The sequence below is a fragment of the Pseudomonas sp. PP3 genome, from assembly GCF_905336995.1.
Classification (GTDB): Bacteria; Pseudomonadota; Gammaproteobacteria; order Pseudomonadales; family Pseudomonadaceae; genus Aquipseudomonas; species Aquipseudomonas reinekei.
Map to the genome: position 1 here is coordinate 6,338,596 of NZ_HG995459.1, position 23,627 is coordinate 6,362,222.

Here is a 23,627-nt window from a genome sequence, read left to right on the forward strand (position 1 = left end):
CAATGCTCTGCGAGCAATGCTGGCCTGCCATGGCTCCATCAAATATCCAGCACCAACGGCTGCGGACCCTGGGCAGGAATCGCGCAACAAATCAGCACATGCCCTTCATCCGGAACCTCCGCCGGTGGCAGTGGATAATTCACCTGACCACTGATCAGGCGTGTTTTGCAGGTGCCACAGGAGCCGCCACGGCAACTGAATTCCGGGTGCAGGCCACGGCTTTCCGCCAGTTCCAGGAGACTGCCGCCGTCCGGTTGCCAGCGAGCCTCTTTGGCTGACCGTTGGAATACCACAGGCACTGAAGACGTGGCAGCTGGCGGTTGCTCGATCACAACGGCGTCAGGGTCAGGCTCACGGCGCAAAGTCGAAGGGCCAAATGTTTCGGCGTGGATCCGTGAATCGCGGATGTCCAGTGCTCGCAGTCCGTCATACAACGCCTGGGTGAAACTGCCAGGACCGCACACCACGAAATCCACCTGATCGAAGTCCTCAACCTCAAGCAAATCTTTGAGCACCGTGACATCGATACGTCCGGACAGATCGTAGTCATTGCCTACCTGAGCTTCCGGCTCAGGCTGGCTAAGCAGACGCACAACCTTGACCGCATCACCGGCACTCTCAAGCAAGCGCTGCATCTCTGGACGGAACGGCTGATCGGCGAGCGTACGCGAACTCTGCAAAAACAAGGTTGGGCGGATGCGGCGGGTGCGCAAACCTTGATAAACCACTTCGCGCAGCATCGACAGTAGCGGCGTAATGCCGACGCCTGCGGCCAACAATACCAATGGCCGACGTTCGTGGGGCGCCACGGTGAAATGGCCTTGAGGTGCTCGGGCTTCAAGCAAATCACCGACGCGAATCTGCTCATGCAGATGCGAAGACACTCGCCCGTCACGCTTCACGCTGATACGGAAAAAATCGTCTGACGGCGCACTCGACAGGCTGTACGTGCGGATATGCACGTCGCCATCAATATTGAAGCGCAACGGTAGATGCTGGCCGGCTTGAAACAACGGCAACCCTGCACCGTCTGCCGGCTCCATATAAATCGAGCGAATGTTGTGGCTCTCAGCTTCAATTTTCACCACACGCAATGGCCGCCATTGATCACCTAAAGCCTTGGCCTCCAGACGGGCCTTGGCTTGGGGCCAGGTGCCTGTCAGCAAACTGGTGGGTGAAACACCGTCGAAGCGCCAGCGCAATGCAAGCGCGGCAGGTCGACGCACGACATGTTCCACGTGGAACGTCCAAATCCGCTCAGCACCCTGGAAGGCTTCGACTTCGGGACCTTCAAGAGTAATTTCGGTGCGCCCGCTGAGCTGCAACAGATCACCGGAGATGAAATCGATAAATAATAATCCGGCGCGCGGATTAACCAGCAGGTTGCCCAAGGTGTTGAAAAACAGGTTGCCGGCGAAGTCCGGAATGGTCAGGCGATCGCCTTCCACGTGAACGAAACCTGACTGGCCGCCACGGTGGGAAACATCCACCGAACGCACACCCTCGACGTCGACGTAGCTGGCGACGAAGAACGTATCTGCCTCGGCGATCATGACTTTGGCCGCGTCATCCAGCGCATTGAAGTGCTGCGCGGGACGAGTTGCCGGATCCGTCAGCGGCACCGTACGGAACTGCCTTAACTGGATGTACTGCGGACAATTTCCGTAGGACTGATCCACCGTCACATCAAAACCATTTTCGGACATCGCGCCGATATGGCCATTGATGCGGTTGCGTCGCCGGGTATGAAGTTCGATACCCAGCAGGCCAATTGCCGAACCGTCACTCAATTGCGCAGGGTCATCCACCGTCGGCCGGCTAATGAAATGCAACAACTGAGGCTCCGGCGAATGAACGAAACCCGGTTCACCTTCGAGCAGGCTGGCCCACGGTTTTCCATCCGCATCCACCGCGCCGTACACCATGAACGGCAGCTGCTCATAAAAGCTGCGGTGCTGGTCCGGCATGTGATCGCGAATAACCCTGCGACCTAGCAACTCCATTCTCTCGCTGACCCCGATGCGAGCCTGCATTTCAATTTCGCCAGCATGCCACGGTGAACGTTCCATTACGGCTTCTCCCCTGCGCCAGCGGCACAGCGTGAAGGGCCCGGGTTTCCGGGCGCCAGACGTCAGGCAGTTTTTTGCAGGCCGGCAACAGTACGCGGCATGCCAACAAAACCAGGCAAGGCTTCAACCCGCGCCAACCAGGCGCGGATGTTGGCGTAGTCGTCCAGCGAGACATTGCCCTCCGGTGCATGGGCGATGTAGCTGTAGGCCGCCACGTCGGCGATGGTAGGTTCGCTGCCAGCAAGGTACTGAGTGTTGGCCAATTCTGTATCGACGATCTTCAGCACGCTGTGGGCGTATGGAATCACTTCCTCCGGGTTGTAAGGCGCACCAAACACCGTGATCAACCGCGCTCTGGCTGGACCAAAAGCGATAGGACCCGCAGCGGCCGACAACCAGCGCTGCACCTTAGCGGCACCGACCGGATCGGCAGGCAGCCAACGACCCTTGCCGTATTTTTGCGCCAGATACACCAGGATCGCATTGGAGTCCGCCAACACCACACCGTCATCATCCAGTACCGGCACCTGACCAAACGCATTCAGCGCCAGGAACCCGGGCTTCTTGTGTTCACCTTTGGCGAGGTCGACAAAAATCAGCTCGGTCGGCAGTTGCAGCAGGGAGAGCATGAGCTCCACACGATGTGCGTGACCGGAACGGGGAAAGTTGTAGAGTTTAATGGCTTGCATGATCGACTCCGCGCTTGAGTGGTGTTGTTCAGGGAGATCAGCACCGTTGGGGAAGCCATCTTCCATCACTCACCAAAACAACAGAATAACCAGCAACCGCAATCCATTATTTCATCCAGCGCAATAACGCGCCCGACCTAAAAGGCCGGGTGTTCCCTCAACGCTGTGACGGTGAAATCGACAAAACTGCGAACTCGCGCCGCCGCCTTGCGCCCCCCCTGATACACCACATGGATTGGCAAGGGCGGCATTTCGAAATCGGCCAGGACAATTTCCAACTCCCCGGCCGCGACCTTGCTCGCCACCTGATAAGACAAAACCCGGGTGTAACCCAAACCCAGACAAGCCGCAGCAATCGCCGCCTGATTCGCCGTTACCACCAATCGCGGGTCGGTACGCACGGTGATGGGCTCGCCCCCGTCCAGAAACGGCCAGCTTCTCAATTGCCCGGTAGCAGATGAGGCGATCAGCGGTTGTTGAGCGAGCTCTTGTGGATGGGTTGGCCGCCCATGTTCAGCCAGAAACGCTGGTGATACACAAACCACTCTGCGCACTTCGCCTACACGGATCGCGTGCTGATTACTGTCGGGCAGCTCACCGATGCGCACCGCCACATCAATGCCCTCCTCCACCACGCTCACAATCCGGTCAACCAACAGCGCATTGATCGTGACGTCCGGGAATTGTGTAAGAAAACTCACCATCAACGGTGTGACGAAGAGCTCACCAAATAACACCGGCGCCGTAACCGTCAGTTGCCCACGGGGCTGGGCATGGCTGCCAGCCGCCGAATCTTCGGCTTCCTGCACCTCAGCAAGAATTCTCCGACAGTCTTCGAGGTAACGCTGACCCGCTTCACTCAAATGCACACTGCGTGTAGTACGCGTGAGCAAAGGCGTGCCGATACGTTTCTCAAGCGCCGCCACCGCTCGGGTAACACTGGCCGCCGACAGCCCCAAACGCCGCGCCGCCGCCGAAAACCCTTGGTCCTGGGCGACGGCGGTGAAGACCTGCATTTCCTGGAAGCGGTCCATGGTTACTCCTCTGTTTTTGATCCAGAACATGGCAACGTCAGTTGATCTTCGTTGGTTGATCTAAAACCCAAGAAGTCGAACCTCAGTAGATGCATATATAGCGGGAAGCCAATCATTACAAAAGTCGGATCGCTCCTGACCTTGGATGAAAGAAGCCAGCGGCCTCGTTGCTTAGTACAAAAAGTAATCAAAGAGCGGATGATAAAATTCGCATCACGAGGTTTTCGTGGCAAGGCTTCGTGCTGCGTGCCCCCCAGATAAAGTTAGATCAGGCATCAACAGTTGCGCCATTGAGATTCAGAAAATTCAGTGAAAATGGAAAATTAGCATCTCGGCGGAGGAAAAATGTTTTTTTGCGATTGCAACGAATTGGAGCTTACCTGGTTATATCCGCGATTTCATGAGCGGTTCAGAATAACCAAAACTAAACATATTAAACAATGGCATTACTCCGCATCTGCAAATAACACTTATGTATTTAATCAACAACTTAGACCAAAGGTAAATTATCTGACCAACAAAACAAAACAACCAACCGATCTCTCAACCGTCTTAATTTATTGTCAGAAAGCTCCGAAGTCAATGTAGGCTACTGTTGTAGGAAATAGCGCCAGAAAAAAGTGCGCAATCGAAATAAGAATATTTAATTTGACATTCACTTCGCCCTCTGCAAGAAATTATAGGCGTTGCGCAAAATGCAGTTTCAATTTATTGATGTACGCGACATCAGTGAACATTATTCGCTAGGTGGCAAACTAATTCCGCTTAAAGACATCATCAAGCGCAAGGACGAAATAGATGCTACCCGCCGAATAGTTTTTTATTGCACATCCGGCGTCAGGAGCAAAGCTGCCCTGCTGACACTTCGCGGCCTCAACCAGAAAACAGAACTATATAGCCTTGAGGGCGGTATCGAGCGATATCGAACGCTTTACCCTGATGAGCAATATTCTTCCGTTTCTTGAATTCCTCTGGTTACGCAGTCATCTTATCTGCATTAAAGGAACGTAAATGAGTGCCCATTTTTCAGGTAATGCGTGGGACTTTCCGGGCATCGACCGGCGTTTGCTGAAAATACAATTCAGCTTTTTGCTATTAGTTCTTGGAGGGCGATGCAATCAACTCGCGATAGCCTGGTGGACCTTACAGGAAACAGGGTCCGCGCTTTATTTTGCCAACATGATTGCCTGTTCCATCGCAACAGAGGTGTTAGCTAAACCCCTACTGGGATGGCTGGGAGATAAATACAACAAACTCCTGATCATCAAACTGGCTTCGTGGATCAGTTTGATGACTGCGTTTTTGATGGTGGTGCTGTGCTCAACTGGCATCTTCAATCCTTGGACAGTGGGCGCACTCATGATGATTAGCAGTGCAATTGTTGGTGTACGCGACCCTCTCCAAGCTTCAATCATCCCTTTGTTTGCAGCCGACGATAAAGTCTCTTTGGCCTTTCGGACCAAAAGCGTAATGTCATCCTTTTCAATTCTGCTGGGGCCAGCACTGGCTAGCGGGTTGATTTACGGTTTTGGTATTACGTTCGCCTTTGCCGCCGATTTTTTTGCGATTCTGATTGCCGCGGTATTGATTGCGAATATCCCGAACCATATAGGTGCCGCCGACCAAAGCGAAAAGCTTTCAGGTGCCAGTGGCTTCACCATGATCTATTCCGGTTTCAAAGTAGTTTTCCGAGTGAAGGTTGAATTTTATCTGGCCATCATCGCAATGCTTGTCAACTTTGCCCTGTTTCCGTTCTTCACCATCCTAATTCCGCTTTACGTTAAGGATGTCATCCAGTACCCCGTCACTTATATCGGGCTCCTGGATTCCTGCTTCGGGCTGGGCATTTTGGCGGGTAGTTACAAAATCATCGGCTGGTTATCTGACCGCATACCCCGTGACATGTGTGTATCTGCCGGCTTTGCATTATTGGGATCCAACCTACTGGCAGTCGGAACAATTTCATCCTCTCTCATCCTACCTATTGCCTTCTTCTGCGGTGGCATAGGCTTGATGTTAATCAACATCCCCACCTCGGCAGTAAGGTTATTGGCGATACCGAAGCTCTACCGCAACCGGATATTTGCCACGATTTCATTTCTTTCTGCCGCGGCCAGTCCATTGGGTAGTTTTGCTATGAATACCCTGATCGCCTATCTGGGCGTTGCTATGACAATCACGCTTTTAGGCGCAATGGTCGTGATGTTGTCTCTGTTGGTCTTTCTGATTCCCGATTTTAGAACTTTCATGCGTTCCCAAGATACGCTGCTCAAAGATGCTTACCTCAAAAAATACCCTAAAGCATTTGAGCATTGAAGTACTTGGCCACGCCCGGCACTTACAAACGGAGTTGCCTCATGATGTCCGACTACAAGGAACGACACGAATCTGTACAACACGAGCAGATTTTTTGCGGACAATATTATGACGACATGGGTTGTACAGGATTCCTGGGGGATCCTTCCAAGGATCGTATTTCGGTTCTGATGCTGGGTCTTTCAGATGGTGTGGCGCTCGCGCCGATCGGAGCCAGCACCAGAGTGAAAAGTCTGCTGGCCGTTGATCTGGATGAGACGGCTCTCGTGCGCAGCCTAAACAACCAGAAACGACTTTCAGACAATATCGACTTCGTCAGTGTGGTCGCCGATGCGGCGGACTTCCTAGTTGCCAGCCCCGATACATATGACGTCATTATTGTCGACCTTTATACACAAAACGGTTACGTCCCGATCGTGTTCGACCATGGGTTCCACCAACTATTGAAGAGCCGCCTTACTCCCCTCGGTCATGTGGTGTTCAACGGTTTTGGCGTCCCTATGAATTTGGACCCATTCAACGGCCCAACGCCCCAAGCTTGGCTCTCTCATTGCCTGAACGAAAGCTGGGGAGACATTCATTACCTACCCCACCGACGCAATGCGACCTTCTGGGCTCCGCTCCTACCAGGGAGTTTTTATGCGCCAGTGACCAGCTCTTTATGGACATCATGAACCTACGCCTGCGCTATCTAACACCAGTGGTTATTCGCAACGCATCGCTCGCGCCGCCAGCGCTGGACTTCGTCGGGATTGATTTGGAAGTAAGAAAACGATGGAGAGACTCTTTAGCAACCTTGTCTACATTGCTTCCAGTCTCGCTAAGGCTAAAGAAACCCAACGATCTTCGCGTATTACTTGATAACCCGGATGCTTGTCAGGCAATGCAAGAGCGATTGTTCAAGGAAAAGTCGCCATTGCGCACCACTTTGGCGTTGCTGATCGCAGGTGAAGTCAACTTCTCGGATCGAGATGTATCTTGGCTACCAGACTGGGTCGTATCGACACTGGAGAACAGTGTAGAGATCCACCCCCGGGAGTGGCTGGATGGTTTACTTCCTTACGCCTATGGCGTCATAACCCACAGAACCCGAGGAGATGCGTCCAAAGTGAAAGGATTTCAACGGGCTGTAGTGCGCTTGTCACATAACTTCTCCTCCGGACAAGGCGACAAGATAACTTAGGAGTCGACGCCAGCCGCCCCGAGTCATTGAGCTGATAGTTTCGAAATGCTTTTCGAAGCATCAACTAGCTGGCAAGAATATAGTTTGACACAATAGCCCCTGGAAACACTGGGCTTGAGCGTTCTCTTCAACCCTAACTCCGACAATATAGTTTGACACACGCCATGGCCTGTATCGAATACGAGCAGATCATGCAAACAATATAGATTGACACAAGCTTGCCAGCGGCCGCGCGAGTGATCGCTCAGCGGCCAAGAACAATCAAGTTTTTGTCTTCCCGACCATCGGACTCCGCTCCAAAAGCATTTTGGGCAAAAGCGATTAATCTTCAAGAGCTGATCGACAAATGCAAGGGGACCGTATGAACGTCTTGGACTTGCTCAACCCTGCGGTCGACAGGGTTCGTCGTGCCGGCGAACTGTTGTCCGCTGAATGGCATCGCACCGGTGGCCCTAGAGGACACGGGGACAAGGCAGTTATCGATTCTCAGATTGAAGTTCAGCTACGTTTGGAGTTACTCAATCTTCTGGATTGTGACTTCTGGGGCGAGGAAACCGGTTCCCACATGGCGGGCCATGAGTTCTGCTGGGTAGTTGACCCGAATGATGGGACGCGAGATTTCTTGCAGAAAATCCCTGGTTCTGCGATTTCAGTTGGGCTCCTCCATAATGCAAAACCAATTCTCGGGGTCGTTTACGCACCGATAACGCTAGATCTCGGTGAGGACTGTATCTATTGGGCAGAGGGGCAAACGGGGCTGATGCGTAACGGGCAATCAGTTCACGCTCCACTCGGCCAATTAACGCTGCAGCCTGGTAGTGCAGTGCTGGTGAGCACTGCCGCCGCCGGCAAACCAGAGCTCAACGCAGAGCTCTGTGCCCCAGCAGAGTTCATACCGATGCCCAGCGTAGCCTATCGTCTTGCCCGCGCTGCTGCAGGTGATGCTCTGGTTGGTACATCTTTAGTCCCCGTGTCCGCCCACGATGTGGTCGGAGGACACGCGTTGCTAATCGGTGCGGGTGGCGTGCTACTTAATCAGGATGGTGAACCGGTCTCTTATGAATCCGAAGACCGGATGAGGGAGGTTTGCTCGCGTTGCTTTGGTGGAGCGCCACAGGCGTGTCGCGAGCTCGCCACCAGGGATTGGAGCCGCTTGTTCCAGCAGTCATGAGGCTCCATCGTGACTACCGTCGGGCCTGCAGACGCTCAGCCTGTTGCCGCTCCCGAATCTCAGCCTGCTGTGCAATCACGGCCTGGATCTGGGCATAGAGCTGGGCATCTTCGTTGTCACGGTCAGCAACCGTCACAACCAGTGCATAAGGTTCTTTCTCCAAGACGTCTGGATGATTCCACTCGCGATCTTGCCTGATCACCACTACAAACCATTTTTCATCGGGATTGCGCCGCCGGAACGTCCAGCGTGAAGACTGAACGGTGCCGCGGCTTCGCTGCTGAGCCGTAATTTCACGATTGCCTGTTGCATCATCGTTGCGCGAAAGCACCTGGTTCTTGGGCGATACCATGTTGTAACTGGGGCACCCCTGGGCGAGGTGATAGACCTTGCTGTTCCGATTGCCAATGATTGCGCCGCCTCTGTGAGACTTTGGTGATTGAGCTGCAGCACCCCGGGCAGGAACAGCGCTCACGATTCCCTCGCGAGAAGGCTTGTGTCCTAAGCTCCAAGTGCGGTCACGGGTGATAAATAGGTTCGCGTGCCCCATCACGCTGGCGGTGCGGCGGTTCCACTCTTTCTCCCATGCTGACACCGGGTATTGCCGATCCCAGGCCATAAGCAGCTGCTGTTGCTGCTTGGACATGGATAGCCCGTAGCGGTCGTACATGTAAAAAGTGGAGCGCGCTACCAACCCCTTGACGTCATTACGCGGCTCGGCCGCTCGCCCCTTAAAATCCACGCGAGTGGGGCACGCGCCGTACTGCGGTGCAACTCCGGCCACCGTGCCGTACTGGAAGTTGCTGCGGTCGCCGTTCACCTCGCCAACTGAGGGGTAGAGATTGAATAGGTCTGCTTCCATCGCCCGGAACACAGGGTCATCAGCAATGCAGTTTTCTCGGCCTCCGTTCTGCCAGCATTGACGCTGATGTCCGAAAATCCACGCAGGGACGATGTGCTCCCATTCGATGCGAGCGGCGCGGGTCTGCTGAGCGCGAGTTTCGTAGCCGCACGATTCAGGATCGATCCTACCGCCGGACTTGCCGATCCATTCCCATTTACATCCACAGTACAACTCGCCATGCACGCTGGCCGACTGATCGAAGAACACGTTTTGTTTGGCGACTATTTTGGCGGCGGTAAATGTTGTTGGCGCATCGGCGTTTGCGTGGGAGATGAGGAGGAGCGAAGCAAGTAGCGCAGAAACAAAGCGGTTCATTTGAGCGGGGGCATCAGGAAATGGACGCGCATTCTACGGCGTGATTCGCTTTTGACTATCGAGAAACGAGAGATGTTTTCTACTACCTCAGGAGGGCGTCCCGTCTAATTCATAACAGAGGATGATTGATCTGTTCGATCAGTGCGGGACCCTCGTTCCGTACGTTGCCTACTGCTTTGCCTACCGGATGCCAGTCGAACTCCTCCACGCACAATCCATGCTCTAGAGCGAGATTCTCAGCGTCGCGCTGCGAAAGCTCGGGATCAATCCAGCGCGAAGCGCACTCCGGCGATAGCACCAATGGACGCCGGTCGTGGATGTCGAGCATCCCGGCATCACTGGATGAGGTGATGATCACAAAACCGTCACCATCACGCGGCTCCAGTGAGCCGCCTCGCTGGAATCTTCCAAGTGCTGCAAAAAACATCGGCTCGCCTGTGCGGAGCGTGGTGTAGTAGGGCTGCTTGAGCTTCGGGTTGGCCTCGTCCTTCTTCCACTCGTACCAACCGTCCGCCGGCACGATCGCGCGGCCGGTCTGCCATATATCGCGGAAAAACTTACTTGTCGCGGCTGTTTCCACCCTAGCGTTTATCGCTGGCGGTCGCTTCCCCTGCGCCCACAACGGGGCGTATCCCCACTTGACCGGTTCCATACGAAGGCCGTCGTCGTCCTGGTGAAGCAGTTGAACCATCGATTGAGGCGGTACGTTGTAGCGCCCGATAGGCTCAGGGTTTATGCCTCCACGTAACGGCAAGGGCAACTGCACTGCGATCCTGTCTAAGTACTCGTAGGCGACTCGGTACTGGGCGAAACGTCCACACATGATGACTCCGCACGTCTAGTTCAATTGACCGGGGATCACCTTAAGAATACTGTGTAAATATACAGTATTCTTAAGGTGCGTATCATGCCCGTCCACATCTTGGGACCTGCCGCTCCCTCCACAATTGCACTGCCGTTTTTCAGTTTTTGCGTGCCAGCAGGCTTTCCTAGTCCCGCTCAGGACCACATGGAGGGAAGCATCTCGCTTGACGAGATGATGAACATTCGGGCCCCGCACACTTACCTTGCTCGTGCCGATGGCGAGAGCATGATTCATGTAGGTATTTTCGACAGAGATATCCTGATAATTGACCGTGGGCGTGAGGCGGAGAAGGGCGAGGTAATTATCGCAGCGCTGAACAACGAGCCACTGGTCAAGATTTTCGACCGGGACGGTAGCCAGGTAATCCTGCGCTCAGCTAATCCGAAATTCCCGCCGCGATATTTGCTAGAAAGCGAAGAACTCTACGTATGGGGTGTGGTGCCATACAGCATCCGAATCCATGGCAAATATTGAGAGAGTGATCGCTCTCATCGATTGCAATTCGTTCTACGCCAGCTGTGAGCGCGTCTTCCGACCGGACTTGCGGCGTACCCCTATCGTTGTGCTCTCGAATAACGATCTGAAGGGTGCCAACTGTTAGCTAATCCATTACAGTCCGCCCCCCCTGATCGAGGTTTGTCCCGGCTCTTGATGGGAGATCACTAATAGGGGCTTGAAGGCTGTGGAATGAGGTTAGTGCTCGCGACAAAAGACCTGACGGTAGCCGGTCGATCCTTCAAAGGTTTCCCGCTCTTGGTTGGTTCAGATGGCTGGCCTGTGGAACCGGCTCAATCATTCCTATGGCACATCCTAGTCGAGTCAGGTGAGGCACTCAGTGTTCTGACGTGGGAGGCCTATGGTCGCCGTCTGTTCGACTACTTCGCCTTCCTGGAGGCTAATGGCCTGGCCTGGAATGAGGAGAGTCAGGCAGATGGCCTGAGCGTCCTGTCGCGATATAGAGACTGGTCGAGCGGTGAGCTGGAGCTAGATCCCAGCACACTGAATAAGCGACTGAACCTAATTGTGAGGTTCTACCAATGGGCCAAGCAGCGTGATCTGATCGCAGTTCTACCCTTTGGCGAGCGAAGGGTCAGAGCGACTCCGCACTCTGGCTTTCTCAGTCACGTAGCGCGTCCTAACGCCGCGAGTACCAAACCCTCAGTGATGGTGCGAGAGCGTAAGCGATTGACCAAATTCCTGACCAAAGATCAGGCAAAGGTTTGCCTCGCCCTTGATGCAGATCCGAGTCACCGGATCTTGTTCCATCTAATGGTTCGTACTGGCCTTCGCTCCTGCGAGGCTCGCACTTTCCCTCTCAAGTACATCTTTAATCCTCGGCTGAAGAAGGGCCTACGTCCTGGGCAAATGATCAGCGTGGCTCTTGAACCATCGGACATGCATCTCAAGTACAACCGTCCGAGGACAATTGACGTGCCTTGGTCGCTGATGGAGGAAATGTGGTCGTACACGCTTCATAAGCGCGAAGTACGGAAAGCGACCGGCAACGGACGCACCACGGCCTTGGTGCTGACCAAGGAGGGGCGGCAATACGCGAAAGACTCTATCGTCGACGTGATGAAAGCGTATGAGCGCAAGTGCGGCTTTTATGTTAGGGCCCATATGCTTCGCCATACCTATGGAACTTATACCCTTCTTGCATTGCGAAAAAGCCGAGATTTTAAAGGCGAGCCGTTACTCTATGTCCGAGACAGAATGGGGCACTCCGACATTCAAACAACAATGGTGTATCTGCATCTAATTAATCAGCTAGAGGCTCAGTCTGTTCTTGCCCATGAGGATGAGATAGACATGATGTTTATGGCCGGCTCTACTCCAAGCGCCTGAGGTACTACTGTTGGCCCGAAAGAAAAGCTATAAGGCCGAGATGCATTCGGTCACTAAAGGATTCGAGACCGTAGAGAATGAGCTTGTAATCGATCTCCCGAAAAATCCTCGGAATGTAACTAAAATTGATCACACTCAGTACATTGGGCTTGGCTTTGACGCATGGGCCATTCAGAGCACTCATGTAATCAGGGCGCTGGTCAATGGAGGGAACTTCTCTCTGGCTACTCTTGTAGGGTACTCCAGCTATGGCCTTCGATATTTCATGGCCTTCTTGAAAAGCGGAGCGATTGATTCACCACCGTCATCCCCCAACAGTCTAACTAGACGGCATCTTGATCGATATGTTTCTTGGTTGAAGCTAAAATATCCAAACGGGTCGACTGCAAAGAACTATTACACTTCACTGAGGTCATTGATCATCAGTCTAATTGAATACGGATTCATTGAGACAGACAAAGATAATTTTCTTCCAGTTGTTCCTTTCCCGAATAACGCGAAATCCACCAATGACGCGAAGCCGCTCAGCCTCTCGGAAATGCAGGGTCTTATAACTGCACTAAAATCAGACTTAATAGCTATTCATAAGGGGTTATTCCCTGGGAATGACGCTGAAGCAATGACGGTCTTGTTACTGATTACAGCCGCCAGATCTGGCATTAACACTACGCCGCTCCTAGAAATGTCTAGAGATGCGCTCCAGCCACACCCATTCATCCCTAATCTTCGACTTTTGAACACCGTAAAAAGACGCGGAAAGGGTGCTCAGAGCAAAACCATTCGACAGACGGGACTGCATGACGAATACAACTCAATTCCTTTAGATGGGGTTGCTGTTGTAAATAAGGCTTTGTCAATTTCTGAACCACTGGTTGGGTTTGCACCTGAGAATATTAAGTCGCATGTTTGGCTATATAGATCCGGACAGAATGGGCATGGTCATAAGATAGTCGCGCTTGCTTCCAGCACGTTATTTCAATCAACGAAGAGTATTTGTGCGCGACACTCTTTGAAGGATGATCAGGGCAAGCCGCTGATCGTTAATCTCAGTCGTCTTCGAAAGACTATGGAAAGTAGGCTTTGGAAGCTCAGCGGCGGCGACCTACTGGAAGTGTCCGCCGTGATGGGCCAGTCCCCTAGCGTCGCTGATAACCATTATTTGAAGATAAATGACGAGATCAGGGTTGAGGGAGCGATCTTCGTCGGATCGGCTTTCACCGATCAGCTGCGTGGCATCAATGTCACACCGACACCCCCAGGAGGCTGTAAAGATAGCCTCTATGGAAGCCTGGCGCCCAAAGATGGTGTCACCCATTGTTCCGAGTTCATTCATTGCTTGACATGTCCTAGTTACGCAATTGTCGGTACTCTTGATGACTTGTATCGACTGTTCAGCTATCAGCAGTTTCTGCGCGCGGAGATGGAGTATTTTTTAACGGATGAGTGGGCGGGATGGCGCAAACGCCAAGGCGATTTCATCAGGCTCATTGACGAGTTTACGTCGAGAAAATTTAATATTGAACTGATCGAGGCGGCTAAAGCCAAAGCGAAAATGTCCCCTCATCCGTTCTGGGGATGCAAGATTGAGTTTATGCGGAAAATTCGAGGGGGCGATCTTGTCGGCTAATAGGAACTCCAAGGCAGCTCTCAAGGCCTATGATGTACTGTTCGCGCAACCTGTAACAGCCTCGGGCCTAAGCAAGGCTGAGCGAGATGCGATAGTTGTTAGTGCGATTGTTAATGATCATGGCGAAACTTTTGTATTAAGCAGATTTGGTGATGCTCGGTGGGATCTTCGGCCATTCTTTGATCAATCTAACGTAAGCGAGGGGCACAAGTATGTCAGTTGGGACTTTAATCTCCCACCTGAGATGATTGATGACTGCAAGGCAGTCGCGTATGCATGGTTCAAGAGAGGGCTCCCAGGGTCAAAGCCACCTGTCGCCAGGGGGATCACAACTCTCGTCAGCGCCAGCGTAATTCCGTTCATTCGTTGGCTTAGTGGCTTGGGAATTGAACGGTTTTCCGATGTTCGGCCTATACATATCAGCAATTACATACATCATTGCAAGTCAGAATCATTGAGGCCGATGCCTCTTTATTCCAGGCTGCGGATAATTGATTTTTTATGGATTTTCTCTGTCGAAACCATTTCCCCTCTTCAGTATTTTCCATGGGGAGAGTCGTCCCTGTGGCGAGTTAGCGGAATTGGAGAAACAAGGGGCAGTTCAGCTGCTAATAAGAACACCGGTAGGACGGATATAATTCCACCAGACGATCAGGCGAAGATATTTAATTACTGCGAGCAGGTCGTCCATGAGGCGAAAGAAGATTTGATGGTCACCGGCATTGGCACCTTTACTCGCCGCAGCTCCAAAATGATTAATTGTCGTGATGCTGTCTTATACATCGCGTCAATTACCAGCGGCATGCGTAACGAAGAAGTCATCGGAATTGAAGTCGGTGCATGGCGAAAAGAGGTGGTGGATGGTGTTACTTACTGCTGGGTAATCACGACCGAGCATAAAACAGGAAAGGGGCGAGTCGAATATCTTGTCCCTGAGCTTACGCTGGATGCGTTAAATCTCTTTGCCATGTGCTCAACCCCAATGAGAAGAGAGCTTGAGGCGGAGTTGAGCGATCTTGAACTGTCGCCCAACTCAACTGACTCCGCTGATCTTTTGCTTCGATTGGAGAAGGCCAGAAAAGACTCGAAGAGACTGTTCCTCTGCTTGAATGGAAGCGGCAACAAAACCGAGCGTGTTGGACACATCGAAGTGCTCAGCGCCGCAGGTTCCAATGAGGCCTTCAAGCGGCTCGCAAAAGCCGCTGGAAGTGATTGGCCATTGCGGACTCACCAGTGCCGTCGCACCTATGCCCGGTGCTTTGTAGAGTCTCGTATGGGGCGTGCTTCGCTTGTATTCCTCAAGTGGCAGTTCAAACACAGCAGTATGAGCATGACTCAGCTCTATGCCTCCAACCCCCTTCAGGATCTCACGTTGTTCGATGAGATCCTCCAGCAGATGACCGAATTCAAAATCGACCTGATTGAATCTTGGCTCGACGATCAGCCATTGGCCGGAGGCGCAGGAGAGAGGATCGTTGAGTTGCGGGCTATTCCGGTCAAGAACAGGGCCGCTCTACTGGCCCAAACTGCGCCTCATGCGAATATTCGGGCGACTGGCCATGGCTGGTGCATTGCCACAGAGCGCGGATGCGGAGGTGCGGGCTTATACGAGGCGACACGGTGCCCTGGGTGCAAGCATTCGGTAATTGATGAGACATTCGCCGGCACTTGGCATGCTATCTACTCGCAACAGCGGGAGCTGATGAAAATTGAGGATGCAGGCCCAGCAGTAAGACAGCGTGCCGAGCGTGATTTGAAAGTCGCGCTCGATGTTATCAACAGCCTAGGCATATCCCCCCATGACGACGAGCAAGAAGGGGCTGTGAATGACTAAGCAAGCGACGGAGCCTCGCTCCACTGGACGATCTCGGCCAAAGACAACCGATGCACTCGACAAGGTCATCGATGGCATGGTCGAGGGCAACCAAAAGCTCAGCATCTCCTCAGTTGCCAGGGCCGCAGGAGTAACGCCGGGCCTTATCCATAACACCTACCCTGCGGTGGCGGAACGTATTCGCAACCTTATGGGCAAGTCGGTGCGCGCCCAGCGTGACTCCAAGCATCAAGCACTGATGAAGGAGAAAGAACTGAACAAGGCGCTCCGGGCGGAGAACAGCCTGCTTCTTGAGGAGTTAGCCAGGCTCGCGTCGGTGAACCAGCGCCTCATGATTGAGCTGGCCCAGTTGGATGGCGTTGCCCAAGGTAAGGTAGTTACGCTAGCACCGAAGCCTGGGGCTAAGTAGCCCCAGGGGCTTATTTCACCATCCGTAGCTGATCGATCCTGGTTGTATAGCTGGGGCTCAGCACCTCGTGCTTCATGTTCCACTCCGGGGTAACTGCTGCCGCATCGGTGGGGGCCTGCCTAACTCATGGTGGAATAGGATGCCCCCCGTGGCGTCGACGTGAGGGCTTAGCGAGGCGGTGTGCCCATGTGTTGCTGATGCTGCATCATCTGATCCATCATCATTTGCTGCATGCCCATGTACCTATCCATCATGTATTGATGCTGCTTCATCTGCTCAGGCGTCATCTGGGAGTAGTGGCTGCCCATTTGATCCCAGCCCATCATGTGACCACCTCCCATCATCTGACCGTCACCCATCATGTGGCCACCTCCCATCATCTGACCGTTACCCATCATATGGCCACCCATCATGCCCCCTCCGCAGCACCCCATCATTCCGCCGCCACGCATTCCGTTCATCATGTGCATTCCTTGCTGCATCATGGTTTGGTGCTCTTGCATCAGTTTCTGACGCTGTGCAGGGTCGCTAGCTTTCTGGATTTGGCTCATTTGCTCCTGCATTTTCTTGAGATTTTCTTGTGCCTTCGCCATCTCTTGGTCGAATTGCTCAACGCTTATCGGTTGCTGTTGGGCCGATTTAGCAGCGGTTGAGTCCTGCTGCGCGGAGGCTAATGCGGGGAAAAGCGCTGCCGCCAAAGCGACGGCGGCGAGTTGGGATGCTTTCATCTTCTACTCCTTGCAGCGGGTGATTGATCGAGGGTGAATCACTACTTTCCAATATAGACCTCAATTTTTGGCATAGCCTGACTGGGATCAATGGTTGACCCTGTACCTGCTACAGGGTGTATTTAGGCTGCCTACTTGTTAGGAGGTGAACGGGATGAGTGGTGACAAAGCTTGTGGTTGTGCGAATAGCGTTGCACCGTCGAATGAGGTGTCCACCCGAAGCAATGGGGCTGCGTGGGTCAGTGAGTTTTCTGTACCCAAGATGGACTGTCCCTCTGAAGAACGCATGATTCGCTTGGCTTTGGAGGGACTGGAAGGTATCGAGTCGTTATCCTTCGATCTCAGTCAACGGCGCGTTCACGTCTATCACTCGGGGGCGATAGATCTGCACGCTAACAAGCTCGATTCCTTGGGCCTTGGCTCGACCCTGATAGGTACGCGGGCTTGCGCACCAAGCGAGGTCGCGGAGAGAGGGAAAGCTGACGCCCAGGAGGCTCTAGACGAGTCCAGAGTGCTTAAAGCTTTGTTGGGTATCAACGCTCTTATGTTTGTAGCCGAGTTGGTTCTTGGGGTTATTGCTGAGTCCACAGGGTTGATTGCGGATTCACTGGATATGTTCGCCGATGCCGCTGTTTATGGCCTTGCCTTCTATGCCGCTGGACGGAGCAAGGGTCTACAGCTTAAGGCCGCACATCTGTCGGGCTTTCTACAAATAGCGCTCGCGTTAGGCGTTTTATTGGAAGTTGTGCGCAGATTTATTTTCGGCAGCGAACCTGAGTCATTGTTGATGATGGGGGTTGGCCTGGTCGCCCTTGTGGCCAATGTTGGCTGTTTGCTCTTGATATCAAAACACCGGAATGGTGGCGCTCACATGCGAGCAAGCTGGATATTCTCAGCAAACGATGTATTGGCCAACCTAGGGGTTATTGTTGCTGGCTTACTGGTTATGCTTACGGGTTCGCCTTATCCCGACCTTGCCATTGGTTTTGCTGTCGGGCTGCTTGTCCTCAACGGTGGTCGGCGAATTCTTGCCATGAAGGCTTGATGATCGTGCTCAAACCTCCGCCCATTAAGCAACGTGGAGGTTTAACCGGGAGGAAATTAATCTTTCTTTTTTCGATCTACCTAAAGGACGTGCTCACGCGCTTGCCAACCCTGAAAGCCAGCGCCTTGATCGAGCTGTTGCTGCACAGCTGGGCTCCCCGGCAGGGCGTGATGCCCCGTTCGCCTAGCTAGATGTATGCGTCCGGTTGATTTCTGTACGTCGGCACGATGGTGCCCACTTACCGTGAGCAAACGCTCTTTTCTGCCACCTCAATCAGATCGGCCTTGCCAGCTTGCGGGCGACTGTACGCATGACCTGCTGGGATGACGATGGTTGCGTTGGCGTTCGAACAGTGGTCGTGAAGGGTTTCAAGAGGCCTCGAAAAATTGAAAAATTGTTAGTCTTGTAAAATGCTTATAAAACAGTATGTTACAATCTACTAACTGTTAGAGTCATTCAGATATAACGATGGCTGTGTGATCGCGCGTTCAGCCGAGGCCAAGCTACTGGGCATCAAGATGGGCGCGCCGTACTTCCAGATCCGGCGTGACCTGGAGCGCTGGGGCGTGGTGGTGTTTTCTAGCAACTACGCGTTGTACGGCGACATGAGCGAGCGAGTGATGACGGTCATCGAAAGTCTGGTGCCGGCTGTAGAGGTCTACTCAATCGACGAGTCATTTGCGGATCTGACCGGTGTGCCGAACACGGAAGCGCTTGGCAGGCGAATCCGCGCCGATGTACTGCGCTGCACGGGCATCCCGGTTGGAGTGGGGATAGCCGGAACGAAAACACTCGCCAAGTTGGCTAACCATTCCGCAAAGCGGTGGCAGAAACAGACCGGCGGGGTTGTAGAGCTGCTCGACCCAGTGCGCCGCGATAAGGTGCTGCGGGTGACCAACGTTAGCGACGTGTGGGGCGTTGGGCGTCGGATGACTGAACACCTGAACAAGATGGGCATTCGCACAGCCTGGGACCTGGCCAGCGCGGATGCATGGACTCTGCGCAAGCAGTTCAGCGTAATGATTGAGAAGACTGCCCGTGAGCTGCGCGGCACGCCGTGCCTTGATCTGGAGGAAATGGAGGCTCCCAAACAGGAGATTTGCTGCTCGAGAATGTTCGGGAAGCGTCTGCGCGAGCTAGAGCCGATTAAGGAGGCGGTCGCGGCGTACGCCGCCAGGGCCAGCGAGAAACTGCGGAAGCAGCAATCGATGTGCAAGCGCGTACGAGTGAGCATCCGCACCGGCATGTTCAATCCCGACGAGCCCAAGTTCGCAAAAGGGGTAGTGTGCGAGCTGCCGTACCCCACTGATGACACCCGGCACATCACTCGGGCGGCTATTGCAGGTCTGGAACACGTTTATCGGGACGGCTTCTCTTTCAGCAAGGCCGAGGTCCTTTTGATGGACCTCCGCCAGCGCGGCGAATATACCGCTGACCTCTTCACCGAAACCCAGCCTGCCGCCTCGGAGCGCGTCATGGGCGTGCTCGATGCGATCAATGCCAAGTGGGGCCGCAATACCCTGAGACCAGGCCGAATAACTACGACGCCGGATTGGGGAATGCGACGGGACATGATGAGCCAGAGTTTCACGACCAGGCTGGATCAGCTATGGGTGGTTCGCTGCAACTAGGGGAGCGGATGTGACACTTCCCAACTGTCGGAGGGATGACGGGAAAAGTTAGTTTGATATGGGGTTCAGCAATGTCTGCTCTCGGCCCAGAGTGTGTAAAAACCCTTTCTTATCGTGCGTGCTTCAGCCCATTGCTCCTGAGCATGGCAATTTCCCGATTATTTACCGCGATCAGCGCCGGTAACGCTTCAGAGCGCGTATGAAGCGCTTTGGCACCTCTTGGGGCAGTAAAAGCTGGGCTTTTACGCCGCCATCGCCTTCAACAAGCCTTCGGTGCCGATGATTTTCATCACCCGCTTCAAGTTGTAGGCGAGCACATTCAAGCTCATTTCTGCGCTCACCCCATTCAGTTTTCGAGTCAGGAAGTGCGTTGCTCCCATCCATTGTTTGAGCGTCCCGAAGGGATGCTCAACAGTCCGTTTTCGAACCCGCATCATCTCCGGTGCTTGGTTCAGCCGGCGTTGCATTTCCTCCAGCACCGCTTCATGTTCCCAGCGCCTTACTCGACGATTTGTGCTTGGCGTGCACTGGGTTTTCAGCGCGCAACTCTGGCACTTTGAACTCCAGTAACAGTGCATATTCATGCCTTTCTCAACGCTGGAGAATCGCCAAATCAGTGCCTCTCCAGCCGGGCATGTATATTCGTTTTTCGTCGCGTCATAAACGAAGGCATCTTTGTTGAACCGGCCATCAGCCTTGGCGCTTGAAGTCATCGGCTTTGGCACATAAGCGGTGATGTTTGCATCGTGACAGGCGAGGATTTCTTCACCCTTGAAGTAGCCTCGGTCGGCGACTACCGACAATGTTTCTGCGCCAATGGCTTCCCTAGCTTGCTTGGCCATCGAGCTGAGTTGGTCGCGGTCAGAACCTCTGTTGGTGACCTCATGAGCAACAATCAAATGGTGCTGCGTATCGACCGCCGTCTGCACGTTGTAGCCGACGATACCGCTGCCGCGCGTCATCATCGAACGGGCATCCGGGTCGGTCAGCGAAACCTGTTTGTCAGGGGAATCGTTGAGCTGAGTTTCGATCCCTTGGAGCTCTTTCATCTGCGATTTGAGCTTGGCGATTTTATCTTCCAGGCTGGCAATGTCTGGCGCGGAGGCGCTAGGAATCTGTCGATCAGCCGCATCGAGCGCAGCCAAATAACGGCCGATGCTCGCCTCGATTTCTTCCATGCGCCGCTTCAGTTTGGCGCTGGTGAAATTGCGGTCACGGTTGTTCACTGCCTTGAATTTGCTGCCGTCGATGGCAACCAGGTTTTCGTCAAACAACCCCAACTGCTGGCAGAGCAAAACGAACTGGCGGCAGACGCCGCGAATGGCCTTGCTGTTGTCTTTTCGGAAGTTGGCGATGGTCTTGAAATCGGGCATCAAACGCCCGGTTAGCCACATGAGTTCGACGTTGCGCTGGGCTTCTCGCTCCAGACGTCGGCTCGATTGAATTCGGTTTAGGTAACCGTAGATGTAGATCTTCAGCAGGATCGCCGGGTGGTAGGCAGGTCTGCCGGTTTCGGCTGGAATGACGCCATCAAAACCTAGATTGGCCAAATCGAGTTCATCGACGAAAACGTCAACCACCCGAACCGGATTGGTATCGCTGACGTAGTCGTCGAGGCTTTCGGGAAGTAAGGTGCTTTGACCTCGATGTTCACCCTGGATAAACCGTTTCATGGGCGTCCCTTGCGATGAGATTCTCGGAAATCATAGCAAGGGTTTACCGGGATGTTTTTACACACTCTGGGCCAAAAGGAGACGTACAGGTGGGCCAATCACAACGGGGCAGCCCACGAAACGATTTCAGCTTCTGTTGATGCCATTCCCTGATCGATTTGTCAGAGGCTGCAGCCTTAAATGCGGGCAATTAGGTTGGGAGTAGCACCCGTAACTGTTGTGTAGTTAACTGTGGCCTGCACAGAAGCAGCTTGCATTCCGCTAAACAAAGCGTGAAAGCCGACCCCACCTGAGAGAAGGGAATCCAGTGAATATTACAGAGTCCATCATCCACGGGATTGAGAAAGCCCGAGACACGTCAGGCCCAGGTAGCGCCACTGTGGTCCCCCGACTGACTCCGTTGCCGCTAGACGATCGACTTCAGAATCTGGGGGATGATGTGCTGAAGCTGTATGGGAGACTCAGTAACGGCTACGGGACTCTAGGCGCCAACCATATGATCCATATCTTCCCTAAGATCCTGACCGACTACCATGCCGGGAAAACTGATCTGGTGGCAATGAGTAAACTTTGCACCGAAGTTATTTCGACAGAAATGGCGAACAGCAGGTTGACTACCACAAGCTATCCTGTGTTCATCCGGTATGAGAATCAGGGGCGGGACTGGCTACTGATTGCGATGCTGAAGCTTAAAGAGGGAGTAGGGATAGATAGTACGACGCTCGACTTAAACGACTCGCTTTTCTTTGATGTTAGCAATCTGCGCGAGGCGGCGCGGATCGATATTGAGAAGTGGCAAAACGATGAACAACCTTACCTTTCCTTCATTAAAAAAGGAACAGGCGCTGAAGGCGACTCATCCGCATACTTCAGGCAGGCACTCGCATGCATTGATTACACGGACTCCAAATACAACACGCAAAAGCTTATCGAAACGATAGATTCATATTGCGAAGAAAATGAGTTCGCCGCGGCGGAGCGCCAATCCATTCGCGCCAAGGTTTACGAACACTGTAAAGAAATGAAGGACGATGACAAACCAGTTCATTTGGTAGCACTTTCAGCGTTCATTAACCCAGAAGAGCCCGCTTCGTTTATCGAGTATGTCAAAGACAATAACGTTGAGATTCACGAAACTTTCTCTCCGCACAGTAGCAGCATTAAGAAACTGCAGCGCTATACAACAAAGTTTGGCACTATAAGTCTTGGGTTTGATGTTGAGGATATATTCAACGAAAGAGTATATCTAGACGACGACGAAGAAAGCATTATCATCAGAAATCCCCCAGTCGATCTGATAGCAAGAATAAAAAAAGAGAAAGGTATAGATCCAGAAGACAACGAAGAATGAGATGAACGATTTAGAGCTCGCTATTCATTTAAGCAAGAAAATAGCAGGGCCCGTTTCTTCTGGCCGGGTGCTGTCTGGTCGCCTTCCGCAGGCAGAATATGCGAGTATTCACTCAGACCTCGAAAAAAGCGGATTGGAGGCTCAGTACGATCAAAGGATTGAGCAACTATCTTTTAAGTTGCCGTCCCAAGATGATTTAATCTTTGCCAGCTGTTTGGAAGATTTGATTTCGGCTCCGTCTCGCCAAGCACGCGTGCCGAAAGAGTTTTATTTGTCTGATATTGACTACCACTACAAGGGTGGAGAAAACGCACCCGACCGGATTGTACAGTATTATCTAGATACTGCTCGTTTTATCCAAGAAATCGCTAAAGTCGCGGATCATTCGGTATTGAAAGGAAAGTTAAAAGCCATTTTCTTACATGGCCAGAAAATCGAGTTATCTCTAGGCTACACCGTTAATGATCTCCGTCCCCTCGATGGCTGCCAAGATTTTTATGCCGAATTCGTTAATGCTCAGATTCATAAAGAACAAAAGTCCTCAATCATAAAATCAGTTCTGATTGAAATGTTGAAGACAAATGAGCTCGACAGACTAACACTTCCCTGTCTGCTTAAACGGTTTTCGGAATTTGTAGAACGCGTCAATGCGAATTATCAGTTATACGTCTCTGAGTTTTCTTTTGAAAAAATAAGAGATCAAGTCGAGAAAGAAAAGCTTGACTTTATGCTTAAGCTGAATAAGGTTTTTTCTGAGATACAGAATCAACTTCTCGCCATACCGGTAGCTTTAATACTTATTGGAAGCCAGACAGCGCCGACGGAAAGCATATCTCTTCATAATATATTCATTTTTTTGGGTAAGCGGATTAAATGGTTGATCTTACCTTTGCATGAGAGTGAGACAGACCGGCATCTCATCGGATTATCTGGTTGAT

General features: G+C 52.8%; 20 protein-coding genes and 2 pseudogenes. 15 read left to right on the forward strand and 7 right to left on the reverse strand.

Annotated elements, in window-relative coordinates; translation table 11 throughout:
• Window positions 1-38 precede the first annotated feature (38 nt).
• The 3 genes from KHO07_RS28685 to KHO07_RS28695 all read right to left on the reverse strand — a co-directional run bounded on the left by KHO07_RS28685 (window position 39) and on the right by KHO07_RS28695 (window position 3,792).
• Window positions 39-2,069, reverse strand: coding sequence for a pyridoxamine 5'-phosphate oxidase family protein (locus tag KHO07_RS28685; RefSeq protein WP_212626149.1), 2,031 nt, complete (start codon window positions 2,067-2,069; stop codon window positions 39-41).
• Window positions 2,070-2,131: 62 nt separating this feature from the next.
• On the reverse strand, window positions 2,132-2,758 hold the full coding sequence (locus tag KHO07_RS28690; protein WP_212626150.1) for a glutathione S-transferase: 627 nt from the start codon (window positions 2,756-2,758) through the stop codon (window positions 2,132-2,134).
• Window positions 2,759-2,895: 137 nt separating this feature from the next.
• On the reverse strand, window positions 2,896-3,792 hold the full coding sequence (locus KHO07_RS28695; RefSeq protein ID WP_212627705.1) for a LysR family transcriptional regulator: 897 nt from the start codon (window positions 3,790-3,792) through the stop codon (window positions 2,896-2,898).
• A gap of 695 nt (window positions 3,793-4,487) precedes the next feature.
• Between KHO07_RS28695 and KHO07_RS28700 the strand changes: the two genes are divergently transcribed.
• From KHO07_RS28700 to KHO07_RS28720, 5 genes are all read left to right on the forward strand, one after another.
• Window positions 4,488-4,757, forward strand: coding sequence for a rhodanese-like domain-containing protein (locus tag KHO07_RS28700; RefSeq protein WP_212626151.1), 270 nt, complete (start codon window positions 4,488-4,490; stop codon window positions 4,755-4,757).
• Window positions 4,758-4,803: 46 nt separating this feature from the next.
• Window positions 4,804-6,108 (forward strand): MFS transporter, encoded by a 1,305-nt coding sequence (locus tag KHO07_RS28705; protein ID WP_212626152.1) that lies wholly within the window; start codon window positions 4,804-4,806, stop codon window positions 6,106-6,108.
• 41 nt (window positions 6,109-6,149) lie between these two features.
• Window positions 6,150-6,782 carry a hypothetical protein gene (locus KHO07_RS28710; RefSeq protein ID WP_212626153.1) on the forward strand — a complete coding sequence of 211 codons (633 nt, stop codon included), beginning with the start codon at window positions 6,150-6,152 and terminating at the stop codon, window positions 6,780-6,782.
• On the forward strand, window positions 6,770-7,291 hold the full coding sequence (locus KHO07_RS28715; RefSeq protein WP_212626154.1) for a hypothetical protein: 522 nt from the start codon (window positions 6,770-6,772) through the stop codon (window positions 7,289-7,291). Before KHO07_RS28710 ends, KHO07_RS28715 begins: the two co-directional genes overlap by 13 nt.
• Window positions 7,292-7,652: 361 nt before the next feature.
• Complete coding sequence (locus tag KHO07_RS28720; RefSeq protein WP_077750178.1) at window positions 7,653-8,462, forward strand: inositol monophosphatase family protein; 810 nt, start codon at window positions 7,653-7,655, stop codon at window positions 8,460-8,462.
• A gap of 328 nt (window positions 8,463-8,790) precedes the next feature.
• Here the strand turns inward: KHO07_RS28720 and KHO07_RS28725 are convergent.
• Together KHO07_RS28725 and KHO07_RS28730 are read right to left on the reverse strand one after the other, a co-directional pair.
• Window positions 8,791-9,681, reverse strand: a pseudogene (locus KHO07_RS28725) (endonuclease); the annotation flags it as partial.
• Window positions 9,682-9,790: 109 nt separating this feature from the next.
• The gene (locus tag KHO07_RS28730; protein WP_212626156.1) at window positions 9,791-10,504 is read right to left on the reverse strand and encodes an SOS response-associated peptidase family protein; all 714 of its coding nucleotides are present in this window, start codon (window positions 10,502-10,504) and stop codon (window positions 9,791-9,793) included.
• Between the two features lie 84 nt (window positions 10,505-10,588).
• On the opposite strand from KHO07_RS28730, the gene umuD reads away from it, so the two are divergent.
• The 6 genes from umuD (at window position 10,589) to KHO07_RS28760 (ending at window position 16,261) form a co-directional block, all read left to right on the forward strand.
• A complete protein-coding gene (gene umuD, locus KHO07_RS28735; RefSeq protein WP_158190204.1) occupies window positions 10,589-11,020 on the forward strand; it encodes a translesion error-prone DNA polymerase V autoproteolytic subunit in 432 nt (143 codons plus the stop codon).
• Window positions 11,007-11,147, forward strand: a complete 141-nt coding sequence (locus KHO07_RS28740; RefSeq protein ID WP_244858257.1) for a hypothetical protein — start codon at window positions 11,007-11,009, stop codon at window positions 11,145-11,147. The genes umuD and KHO07_RS28740 overlap by 14 nt, the downstream gene beginning before the upstream one ends.
• Window positions 11,148-11,233: 86 nt before the next feature.
• Window positions 11,234-12,391, forward strand: coding sequence for a site-specific integrase (locus KHO07_RS28745; protein WP_045633891.1), 1,158 nt, complete (start codon window positions 11,234-11,236; stop codon window positions 12,389-12,391).
• 10 nt (window positions 12,392-12,401) lie between these two features.
• Window positions 12,402-14,018 carry a hypothetical protein gene (locus tag KHO07_RS28750; protein ID WP_047299985.1) on the forward strand — a complete coding sequence of 539 codons (1,617 nt, stop codon included), beginning with the start codon at window positions 12,402-12,404 and terminating at the stop codon, window positions 14,016-14,018.
• Entirely contained in the window at window positions 14,008-15,852 is a 1,845-nt protein-coding gene (locus KHO07_RS29335; RefSeq protein ID WP_230679663.1) for a site-specific integrase, read from the forward strand. Before KHO07_RS28750 ends, KHO07_RS29335 begins: the two co-directional genes overlap by 11 nt.
• Window positions 15,845-16,261: a TetR family transcriptional regulator gene (locus tag KHO07_RS28760; protein WP_170934336.1), complete on the forward strand. Its 417-nt coding sequence runs from the start codon at window positions 15,845-15,847 to the stop codon at window positions 16,259-16,261. Before KHO07_RS29335 ends, KHO07_RS28760 begins: the two co-directional genes overlap by 8 nt.
• 167 nt (window positions 16,262-16,428) lie before the next feature.
• On the opposite strand, the gene KHO07_RS28770 is transcribed toward KHO07_RS28760, so the two are convergent.
• Window positions 16,429-16,989: a hypothetical protein gene (locus KHO07_RS28770; protein ID WP_045633889.1), complete on the reverse strand. Its 561-nt coding sequence runs from the start codon at window positions 16,987-16,989 to the stop codon at window positions 16,429-16,431.
• Window positions 16,990-17,143: 154 nt separating this feature from the next.
• On the opposite strand from KHO07_RS28770, the gene KHO07_RS28775 reads away from it, so the two are divergent.
• Window positions 17,144-18,034: a cation transporter gene (locus KHO07_RS28775; protein WP_052906047.1), complete on the forward strand. Its 891-nt coding sequence runs from the start codon at window positions 17,144-17,146 to the stop codon at window positions 18,032-18,034.
• 464 nt (window positions 18,035-18,498) lie between these two features.
• Window positions 18,499-19,665 (forward strand): annotated as a pseudogene (gene umuC / locus KHO07_RS28780) (translesion error-prone DNA polymerase V subunit UmuC); the annotation flags it as partial.
• Between the two features lie 242 nt (window positions 19,666-19,907).
• On the opposite strand, the gene KHO07_RS28785 reads toward umuC, so the two are convergent.
• Complete coding sequence (locus tag KHO07_RS28785; protein ID WP_003291638.1) at window positions 19,908-21,338, reverse strand: IS1182-like element ISPmo1 family transposase; 1,431 nt, start codon at window positions 21,336-21,338, stop codon at window positions 19,908-19,910.
• A gap of 307 nt (window positions 21,339-21,645) precedes the next feature.
• On the opposite strand from KHO07_RS28785, the gene KHO07_RS28790 reads away from it, so the two are divergent.
• Both KHO07_RS28790 and KHO07_RS28795 read left to right on the forward strand, forming a co-directional pair.
• Window positions 21,646-22,689 (forward strand): nucleoid-associated protein, encoded by a 1,044-nt coding sequence (locus tag KHO07_RS28790; RefSeq protein WP_023446890.1) that lies wholly within the window; start codon window positions 21,646-21,648, stop codon window positions 22,687-22,689.
• A gap of 1 nt (window position 22,690) precedes the next feature.
• The gene (locus KHO07_RS28795; RefSeq protein WP_212626157.1) at window positions 22,691-23,626 is read left to right on the forward strand and encodes a hypothetical protein; all 936 of its coding nucleotides are present in this window, start codon (window positions 22,691-22,693) and stop codon (window positions 23,624-23,626) included.
• Window position 23,627 lies beyond the last annotated feature (1 nt).

Excerpts from the sequence above, each read along its gene's own strand:
- umuD (WP_158190204.1), top strand. The coding sequence starts at position 10,589 with ATGCCCGTCCACATCTTGGGACCTGCCGCTCCCTCCACAATTGCACTG.
- KHO07_RS28795 (WP_212626157.1), top strand. The coding sequence starts at position 22,691 with ATGAACGATTTAGAGCTCGCTATTCATTTAAGCAAGAAAATAGCAGGG.
- KHO07_RS28720 (WP_077750178.1), top strand. The coding sequence starts at position 7,653 with ATGAACGTCTTGGACTTGCTCAACCCTGCGGTCGACAGGGTTCGTCGT.
- KHO07_RS28715 (WP_212626154.1), top strand. The coding sequence starts at position 6,770 with ATGGACATCATGAACCTACGCCTGCGCTATCTAACACCAGTGGTTATT.
- KHO07_RS28760 (WP_170934336.1), top strand. The coding sequence starts at position 15,845 with ATGACTAAGCAAGCGACGGAGCCTCGCTCCACTGGACGATCTCGGCCA.
- KHO07_RS28705 (WP_212626152.1), top strand. The coding sequence starts at position 4,804 with ATGAGTGCCCATTTTTCAGGTAATGCGTGGGACTTTCCGGGCATCGAC.
- KHO07_RS28730 (WP_212626156.1), bottom strand. The coding sequence starts at position 10,504 with ATGTGTGGACGTTTCGCCCAGTACCGAGTCGCCTACGAGTACTTAGAC.
- KHO07_RS28710 (WP_212626153.1), top strand. The coding sequence starts at position 6,150 with ATGATGTCCGACTACAAGGAACGACACGAATCTGTACAACACGAGCAG.
- KHO07_RS28770 (WP_045633889.1), bottom strand. The coding sequence starts at position 16,989 with ATGAAAGCATCCCAACTCGCCGCCGTCGCTTTGGCGGCAGCGCTTTTC.
- KHO07_RS28740 (WP_244858257.1), top strand. The coding sequence starts at position 11,007 with ATGGCAAATATTGAGAGAGTGATCGCTCTCATCGATTGCAATTCGTTC.
- KHO07_RS28690 (WP_212626150.1), bottom strand. The coding sequence starts at position 2,758 with ATGCAAGCCATTAAACTCTACAACTTTCCCCGTTCCGGTCACGCACAT.
- KHO07_RS28685 (WP_212626149.1), bottom strand. The coding sequence starts at position 2,069 with ATGGAACGTTCACCGTGGCATGCTGGCGAAATTGAAATGCAGGCTCGC.
- KHO07_RS28695 (WP_212627705.1), bottom strand. The coding sequence starts at position 3,792 with ATGGACCGCTTCCAGGAAATGCAGGTCTTCACCGCCGTCGCCCAGGAC.
- KHO07_RS28775 (WP_052906047.1), top strand. The coding sequence starts at position 17,144 with ATGAGTGGTGACAAAGCTTGTGGTTGTGCGAATAGCGTTGCACCGTCG.
- KHO07_RS28785 (WP_003291638.1), bottom strand. The coding sequence starts at position 21,338 with ATGAAACGGTTTATCCAGGGTGAACATCGAGGTCAAAGCACCTTACTT.
- KHO07_RS28745 (WP_045633891.1), top strand. The coding sequence starts at position 11,234 with ATGAGGTTAGTGCTCGCGACAAAAGACCTGACGGTAGCCGGTCGATCC.
- KHO07_RS28700 (WP_212626151.1), top strand. The coding sequence starts at position 4,488 with ATGCAGTTTCAATTTATTGATGTACGCGACATCAGTGAACATTATTCG.